This window comes from Facklamia sp. P12932 (assembly GCF_050409545.1).
Classification (GTDB): Bacteria; Bacillota; Bacilli; order Lactobacillales; family Aerococcaceae; genus Facklamia.
On record NZ_JBNUPG010000033.1, the window covers coordinates 1 to 7,718 of the forward strand.

The following is a 7,718-nucleotide window of genomic DNA, read 5'->3' on the forward strand; positions in this document are numbered from 1 at the left end:
TGTTGAAGATAATGATCTAACAAAAGAGGATTATATTACTACACAATCTGTTTCTACTGAAGATACAGATGTAACAAAAGAGGATTATATATTCAGGTCGAAAGTTTGGCCTCCGCGTACTCTTTTTGTAGAAGTATGGAAAGTGGTACCAACTGACCCGGGTCCGGTCCCTAGATCCTATAAACAATGGTATGTAGAGTATAGGAACGGCATAAAATATGAAGGATATATATCATGGACAGGTGCTAAAAAAATATATACTGTCGCTCCTGTTAAATTACAATTTTTATTTAGAGGTATCATAAGATTAGCAAAAATTTAGCAATACTAAAAAGCAAGATAAATTATTAATTTAATTCATCTTGCTTTTTTAATATTTATTTTTTCAAAAAATTACTTTTCGAATTGATACTATATTAAATAGCTTTATTTTCGGTGTTACGACAAACTTCTTTTGTCATTTTTCCCTTTTAATAAATGTATCATAAGCTAATCATTCGTCTTAATCCACTTTTTTAGTTTTACATAATTAGTTTATTTGTTGGAAAAGCCCGCTTACATCGTTGACATCGATAGTAAAAAGGATTCCCTTACCCGGTTGGTCAATATCCATGGCTTTAGAAACTTTTTCAATGATTTCAGGCACTTTTTGTGTCTCAACAATCATTAAGACAAGCTCTTTTTCCGGTTCAATTTGAACATTAAAAATCTTAGGAGCTTTCTTCGAACCTAGTCCTCGACCATGGAGGATAGTTGCTCCACCTGCTCCTTCTTCACGAGCAGTTTCCACTACTTCATCCCCTGAATCACGATCAACAATTGTAGCTACTAATTGATACTTACTCATTTCTTGACCTCCCTCATTAAATTCATGCATTAACTGGTGACTGCCATAGACACTACTTGTATTAATTGAAAAGAGAATGCCCTTTCCTTTTTTAGGTAATTCACACTTTTCGGTTAAGACTTGATGAATTTTTTCTTCATTTGAATGATCAACCAACATCAATAAGGCTTCACGCTTGGAATCATTCAAACCTAATAAATCTAAGAAAGGATTGGCAACTGTTCCTTCTGCTTGAAAGATCGTTCCACCGGTGGCTCCTGCCAGGCGTGCCTGCTCAAGGTAATAGGAGGCTGTACCCTTCTTAACAATTGCAAAAAATAAGACTGTCTGCATAAATACCCTCCTATGCTATTTTTTCTTGTTTTAATTTCCACTTATAGATGATTCCGAGTAATAATATCATGACGATTGGCGCCATTGCAACCGTTGCGATGACACCAAAGCCATCCGTTACCACATCTGCCGTTGGAATCCGATCCGCTGCCCCTTGTGCAAAGGACAGGATGAAAGTTGCCGTCATTGGTCCGGAAGCTACGCCTCCCGCATCAAAAGCAATCCCTCCAAATAAATCATCTACAAAAAAGGATAAACAGATGGCTAAAAGAAAGCCAGGTAATAAATAATACCAGATTTGAATACTAGGCACTAGGATACGAACCAGTGACCCACTGACAGCTAGGCCTACTCCAATAGATAGAAAGACAAGTAAAAGTTTATTCTTAATAAAACCACCCGTTACCGCTTCAACTTGGTCTCCCAATACGTGAACGGCTGGCTCAGCCAAAACAATCACCAAGCCCATAATCAAACCAATTACGGGTAACCATGCCTGATAGTCACGCGCTAACATATTACCTAGAAAACGCCCCATATCCATAAAGCCTTGATTGACACCTATTAGAAAGAGAACCAGTCCAATCAAAGTGTAAGTAACCCCTTTGATAATCCGTTTGAGTTCACGCTTTTTGAGCTTAAATTGTTTCCAATTCATAATCGCAAACAAAATGGCTAAGGGAGCGAGGGCCATTAAAGACTCAAGCAAGGTGTGTCCAATAGCCAAAAAGAATGGAGCAATAATTCCCTCCGTATAACGATAAACTTCTGCTTGCCCTTGGAAACTTACTCCTGTAATAACTGATAATAAAATAACTGCTAAAATTGGCCCGACACTCATGGCACCTACTAAACCAAAAGAATCTTCCTCAGCCATGTGCCCCCCTTTACGAGATGAAACAGCCGCTGACAATGCTAAGATAAAAGGTGTGGTTAAGGCACCTGTCGTGGCACCTGACGCATCGAAAGCAATGGCTATAAAATCATTAGAAACCAATAAGGCCATTAAGGCGATCAACCCATAAGCAATTAAGAAAAAATACTTAATCGAAAAGGAAGACAAAATCCGCACGATACCAAAAGCAATTAAGAAGCCGACACCAAGTGAGACCATTGCAACAATCACCGTTGAAGTAAGAGCTCCTCCCATCGCATCAGCCACCTGTTGGCCTAAAATAAGTAAATCAGGTTCTGCGACCGTGACCGAAAAACCAATTACAAAGGCTAGCCCTGTAATGGCCCAAATATTGGGAGCATCTGCTACACTTTTCCCCATCAAATCTCCTATAGGACTCATACCAACTTCCACACCAAATAAGAAGATCGTTAAACCTATAATTAAAAAGACAGCCCCTATTAAAAAACGAATCATCATATCTGCCGACACATTGACCATGGTCAATGAAATGATCACGACTATAAGTATAATAGGCAGTACAGAAGCTAACACTTCTTTTAATTTATCGACTAATAAATCCATAACATTCCTCCTTCATAAATATTATTTCTCCTTCATCATACCATAGCTTAGCTTGACTTTTGCTTAAATCTTTATCACCATTCATTCCGTTCATCTTTTACTTGCATTTTTACCTTCATACCTTGACTTAAAAGTGTATGGCTCGTATAATACACTTAAACAAGCTGTATTATGATTGTGGGACACATCTTGGAATATAATAAAGCTTTAATGGAGGTAAAATAATGAAACTTGCACCCAATCTACCCATCTATACCCAAATTATTACTTGGGTAAAAGATCAGATCATCACAGGCAAATATACGCCGGGTTATCAATTGCCCTCAAGAAGACAATTAGCAAAGGAATGGAAAGTCAATCCCAATACCGTTCAAAAGGCATTTAAAGAAATGGAGGACTTAGGTATGATTGTTACTCAAGCTCAAAGACCTAGCACCATAACAACTGATACGCAATTAATTTCTCAACTTAAATATGAATCCATTGATCAAGCCATCGAAAACCTAGTCGATGTTTTAATTCCCATGGATTTGCAATTAGAAGATATCATCCAACGCCTTACCCATAGCTATCAAATTAAAAAGGAGGCCATTAACCATGATTAAAATCGAAAACCTCAACAAGTCTTTCAGTAAGCATAAGGTCCTTAAAGACATCAATTTAGAAGTTAAACCAGGTGAAATCACTGGATTGATCGGCATTAATGGTACAGGAAAATCGACCCTCATTAACTGTATTGCCAGACTTTTGCCTTATCAAGGGGAAATTTATATTGATGAAATAAAATTGCGAGATGCTAAAGCTAGAATATGGCATGTTCCCGATTACCTCAACTTTCCCCCTTCGATGACGGTTAAAGCATGCAAAGAATTTATGTACAATCTCTATCCTGCTTGGAATCCTACTAGAGCACAAGATATCCAAGATTTTTTCCAATTAGAAGATAGTAAGCGCATTAAAGAGCTATCCAAGGGGAATCAAGCAAAACTTAATTTAATGTTAGGCTTATCTTTAGAGGCAGATTATCTTCTGTTAGATGAACCCTTTGCTGGCATCGATGTCTTTAGCCGGGAAGAAATTCTTGAACTCTTTGGTTCATTTATCCAAAAAGACTGTGGTGTCTTAGTAACCACTCATGAACTTTACGATGTCGAACACTTTATCGACCGAGCCGTTTTAATGAGTGAGGGCCAAATCAAACACTCTATCTATTTAGAAGATATGCGTGAAAATGAAGAACTATCCTTAGTTGAATGGTTAAGAAAGGAGTTAAATTAAATGAAAGAAATATTAAGTTTAACTTATTTTGAAATACAAAGACAGAAACTTTACTGGTTATCCATCGCTTTAATCTATCTCGTCCTATCCTTAATTTCTATTAATAATAATATACAAAGCAATTTTCAACAAAATATGGTTATTCAGCCAAGTATATTGCTGAATATCATAAATATCGCCTTTATTATCGGAGTTATTAGTACGGCCATTGCGACCCTTTTAGTCTGGTTAAAAGATTGGTTTAGCCAAGGTAAAATGATTTCTCGCTGGTTAGCTGGCCCTTTTAAACGATCCAGCCTCTACCATGCAAAATTTCTAAGCCTCGTCTTTTATTTTTTCCTGAATATTTTATTCGTTTATTTTACAGTATATGTTTTTCATTTTCTCTTACAAATGATCTTACAAGAGCGGTATTCAAATGATATGCCCCTCTATCTCGTTTTCAACTTTTCTTATTTCACCAATCTTTTCACCGAATCCATCTGGGTATCGCTTGTTAATATCTTAGCCTGGCTTGCCTTGATTCCAATCACCCTTCTATTTGTACTGCTTGAACGCGCCTATTCCTGGAAATGGTCTGTCCTCTACTTGCTCATCCTAGTAGCAGGAACATATCTTACTGGAAAACTCATAGCTTTTGGTATGCTACCTACTAATCTCGAGTTTCATGCGTTTTATCCACTCAGTTTTATCCTTGTAGGAAGTATCACTTACTGGATTGGCAGTCAATATGTCGCAAAAGATCTGCATATTTAAAGGAGGTAGAAAGATGAATTATTATAAACAAATGATTAAATACTTTGCAATCATTGGCATGGGTTTAATCTTATTAGTAGGAAGTCTCTATGGTCTTAACTCGCCGATTATTGGGAAATTAACCTCAATAAAAGGAGATGAAAAACTAACCAATCTACCTGAAGAGTATGTCCAACTAAGTAGTCAAAACAGTTTCTTCTCTCTGCCAGAAGAAATGTTCCAAAATAAAAGTGGAGATTTTCAGTTGAGTCGTTCAAATCTTAGATTCAAAAGCCTTGATTTTGAGGGAAATAAAGAATTAAAAGCATTAGCTAAAGAAGCCCCCAACTTTTTCAAAGGAATAGATTCACTAGAACAAATCTATCAAGGAGATAAGCACTATTTCTGGATTGAAAGTGATTTGTTTTCTAATGAAGAAAAACCCATCAAAGTTCACTTTTTAGACTTTACAAATAAAAAGGAGCTTATCAAAGATATTCCTACAATCAAAACTTCAATTAAGGACTCGGATAAAATCTATCTGCAAAATGTTCAAGTCCGACAAGTTGATGGTAAATATTATCTAATGTGTCTTTACAATATCGAATCGGGAAACAGCAATAGCGACAAATTTTCCTTTAAAAACAAAATTACAATTTACCAACTTGATGAAGTCAACAAAGAAAACCAATTTAAACTCATTAATGAAGAAGACTATACTGTATATAGTGATGAGGAAACTCTAGCTAAAGATGTTTGGTTCAATAGTCCATTCTTAAGTAGTAACCTCTCTCTTGATGCTCCCTTTATTCAAACTAGCTATAATCTTGAAAATGACGAGAATGGTCCCTTCTTTCTGTTTGATTTTAAAGACCAATCATGGCAAGAAACTAAAGTAACCATTCCAAGTTCAAATAGCTTCGAAATCCTGACTGCTGACTCTAACCATATTTATATCATCGAATATCAAAAAAATAAGCCTCACTTTGGTCGCTACTCAATAAAGGAAGATAATTATATCGGTGAGATTCCGATTGAACATTTTGAATCTTTGGAAGTTGGGCTAGACATTCAAGTGATTGACTATAACAGTAAGGGGCCATCTCTTCTCTCCCTCAATGATTCTGGCAAGAAATATTATGGCTATTACGATTTAAACACCGGACAAAGCCAGTCACTCTTTAGAATCGATTTTCCTAAAGAGTATCAGAATTATTTAGATCTTTTAATTTGGAATTAAAGAATCATACGCACCCATATTGTACTTTAAAGGAGGCTGACTAATGTCACAGCCTCCTTTTATTTTAAAAAAGTTATGCATTTAATTTTAAAAGAAAACCATTTCCTTTTTATTACTTAAAGTTACATTATAATTAGAAATTTATTTATGCTTCTTAGCTATATTCCCCATAGAATAGTCACTTTAAATTACTGGAAATATTTTAGCCATCAACTATTTAAAGAGGAAGTGAAATGAAAGAGGCTTTTACGGCTGGTGAGCATGATGAGCTCGGGTGACACAACTGCTTTGCGCAAGGGAAAAAGAAAGCAGAAAACTAGAGGAAGAAATTTCAAAATTTGAGAAAATACTTCAATCAAAAAAGAGCAATTAAACAGTCAACAGAAGATGAGTTAATAGCCGATAAAAGCAAAGAATCAAAAAGTATTATTTTAATTGATAAGACAGACTTTTATAATATAGCATTCAAAGAAATTGAAATAAACGACCAATGATGACTACGGCTTAACTGTCACTTCAACAAATCATTAGACAAACAAAAAAGCAGTCTTAGTTTAACTAGGACTGCTTTTAAGATGTTAGGCATTTTAAAAACTTCGATTAAGCTTCAACAGCTACTGGGTAAACTGAAACTTTCTTAGCTTTTTTACCCTTGCGTTCGAATTTAACGATTCCATCAATTTTTGCAAATAATGTATCATCGCCACCACGGCCAACATTTTCGCCTGGATGGATTTTTGTTCCACGTTGACGGTAGATAATTGATCCACCTGTTACTTCTTCACCGTCGCCAACTTTAGCGCCTAAACGCTTAGCAATGGAATCACGACCGTTCTGAGTAGAACCTCCACCTTTTTTAGTAGCGAATAGTTGTAAGTCTAATTTCAACATAGAGAGCACCTCCTATAGTATAGTTTGTTTAATCTGGATATATTCGGGATAAGCTTGTTCTGTCACTTCTAAAGCTAAAATTAAATGACGCATCAAAAGTTGCACATCATGTTTTAACTTCTTTTGTTCAATCGATGGTAGTACGAGCTTGAGATAACCACCTTCCATTTCATTAACAGTGGTTTCTACAGGCACTTGCAAGAGTTGGTAAAGAGAGTTTTCTACTGAAATAACTTGGCTAGATACTGCGGCACAGACAATATCTTGTCCATGTTCACCATAACCAGCATGTCCTGTCATTTCGATTTCTTTAACTTCTTGACCCTCTTTTGAAAGGCTGATTTGTACTTGAATCATGATTAAGCCTTAATCGCGTTAACAGTTAATTTAGTGTATGGTTGACGGTGTCCTTGCTTACGGTGAGAATCTTTACGACGTAAATATTTGAAAGTAACCACTTTCTTTTCGCGTCCTTGTTTCTCAACAGTCGCTTCTACACTTGCTCCAGCAACTAATGGTGAACCTACCTTTGTTTCACCTTCACCACCTACTAAAACGACTTCATCAAAAGTTACTTTATCGCCTTCAGCAACGTCTAGCTTCTCAACGAAGATTGTTTGTCCTTCTTCTACCTTAATTTGCTTGCCGCCTGTTTTTATAATTGCGTACATTCAAGCACCTCCTATTATTAGATTTTCGGTATAAATACCTACACTTAGACTCGCCAACTTGAGTGGCTAATGCACTTAAACTCAAGGATGAGCGGTTGCAGTTGTGGTGCTACACAAATACAACATTAGTAGGATATCAGAATTACTTTAGACTGTCAATAATTCTAAGGAAAGATATCTTTGGTAAATTCTAGAATTGTCAAACATATGTTACACAAGGTGCTTCTAAAATGGCATGCTTAT

At 36.1% G+C, this 7,718-nt stretch carries 11 protein-coding genes and 1 other annotated feature; of the genes, 6 read left to right on the forward strand and 5 right to left on the reverse strand.

What is annotated here, in order from left to right:
- Positions 1–322 (forward strand): hypothetical protein (locus ACQV2P_RS08265; protein ID WP_428894878.1); only part of this gene is annotated, 322 nt, incomplete at its 5' end.
- A 207-nt stretch (positions 323–529) separates the two neighbouring features.
- Here ACQV2P_RS08265 and ACQV2P_RS08270 read toward each other — a convergent pair.
- Together ACQV2P_RS08270 and ACQV2P_RS08275 are read right to left on the reverse strand one after the other, a co-directional pair.
- Entirely contained in the window at positions 530–1,180 is a 651-nt protein-coding gene (locus ACQV2P_RS08270; RefSeq protein ID WP_428894879.1) for a P-II family nitrogen regulator, read from the reverse strand.
- Between the two features lie 10 nt (positions 1,181–1,190).
- Entirely contained in the window at positions 1,191–2,660 is a 1,470-nt protein-coding gene (locus ACQV2P_RS08275; protein WP_428874995.1) for a DUF1538 domain-containing protein, read from the reverse strand.
- A gap of 224 nt (positions 2,661–2,884) precedes the next feature.
- Between ACQV2P_RS08275 and ACQV2P_RS08280 the strand changes: the two genes are divergently transcribed.
- The 5 genes from ACQV2P_RS08280 to ACQV2P_RS08300 all read left to right on the forward strand — a co-directional run bounded on the left by ACQV2P_RS08280 (position 2,885) and on the right by ACQV2P_RS08300 (position 6,407).
- Positions 2,885–3,265: a GntR family transcriptional regulator gene (locus ACQV2P_RS08280; protein WP_428874417.1), complete on the forward strand. Its 381-nt coding sequence runs from the start codon at positions 2,885–2,887 to the stop codon at positions 3,263–3,265.
- Positions 3,258–3,938, forward strand: coding sequence for an ABC transporter ATP-binding protein (locus ACQV2P_RS08285; RefSeq protein ID WP_428874418.1), 681 nt, complete (start codon positions 3,258–3,260; stop codon positions 3,936–3,938). Before ACQV2P_RS08280 ends, ACQV2P_RS08285 begins: the two co-directional genes overlap by 8 nt.
- Positions 3,939–4,694, forward strand: coding sequence for a hypothetical protein (locus ACQV2P_RS08290; protein ID WP_428882128.1), 756 nt, complete (start codon positions 3,939–3,941; stop codon positions 4,692–4,694).
- A gap of 13 nt (positions 4,695–4,707) precedes the next feature.
- The gene (locus ACQV2P_RS08295; protein ID WP_428876036.1) at positions 4,708–5,913 is read left to right on the forward strand and encodes a hypothetical protein; all 1,206 of its coding nucleotides are present in this window, start codon (positions 4,708–4,710) and stop codon (positions 5,911–5,913) included.
- A 338-nt stretch (positions 5,914–6,251) separates the two neighbouring features.
- Positions 6,252–6,407: a hypothetical protein gene (locus ACQV2P_RS08300; RefSeq protein WP_428876034.1), complete on the forward strand. Its 156-nt coding sequence runs from the start codon at positions 6,252–6,254 to the stop codon at positions 6,405–6,407.
- Between the two features lie 106 nt (positions 6,408–6,513).
- Here ACQV2P_RS08300 and rpmA read toward each other — a convergent pair whose 3' ends face one another.
- Genes rpmA through rplU form a run of 3 tightly spaced genes read right to left on the reverse strand, consistent with a single transcriptional unit; the run spans position 6,514 to position 7,475 of the window.
- A complete protein-coding gene (gene rpmA, locus ACQV2P_RS08305) occupies positions 6,514–6,804 on the reverse strand; it encodes a 50S ribosomal protein L27 (protein WP_090290150.1) in 291 nt (96 codons plus the stop codon).
- 12 nt (positions 6,805–6,816) lie between these two features.
- Positions 6,817–7,161, reverse strand: a complete 345-nt coding sequence (locus tag ACQV2P_RS08310; RefSeq protein ID WP_428874422.1) for a ribosomal-processing cysteine protease Prp — start codon at positions 7,159–7,161, stop codon at positions 6,817–6,819.
- A gap of 2 nt (positions 7,162–7,163) precedes the next feature.
- Positions 7,164–7,475 carry a 50S ribosomal protein L21 gene (gene rplU, locus ACQV2P_RS08315; RefSeq protein WP_258436143.1) on the reverse strand — a complete coding sequence of 104 codons (312 nt, stop codon included), beginning with the start codon at positions 7,473–7,475 and terminating at the stop codon, positions 7,164–7,166.
- Between the two features lie 36 nt (positions 7,476–7,511).
- Positions 7,512–7,582, reverse strand: a sequence feature (ribosomal protein L21 leader region).
- Positions 7,583–7,718: the final 136 nt, after the last annotated feature.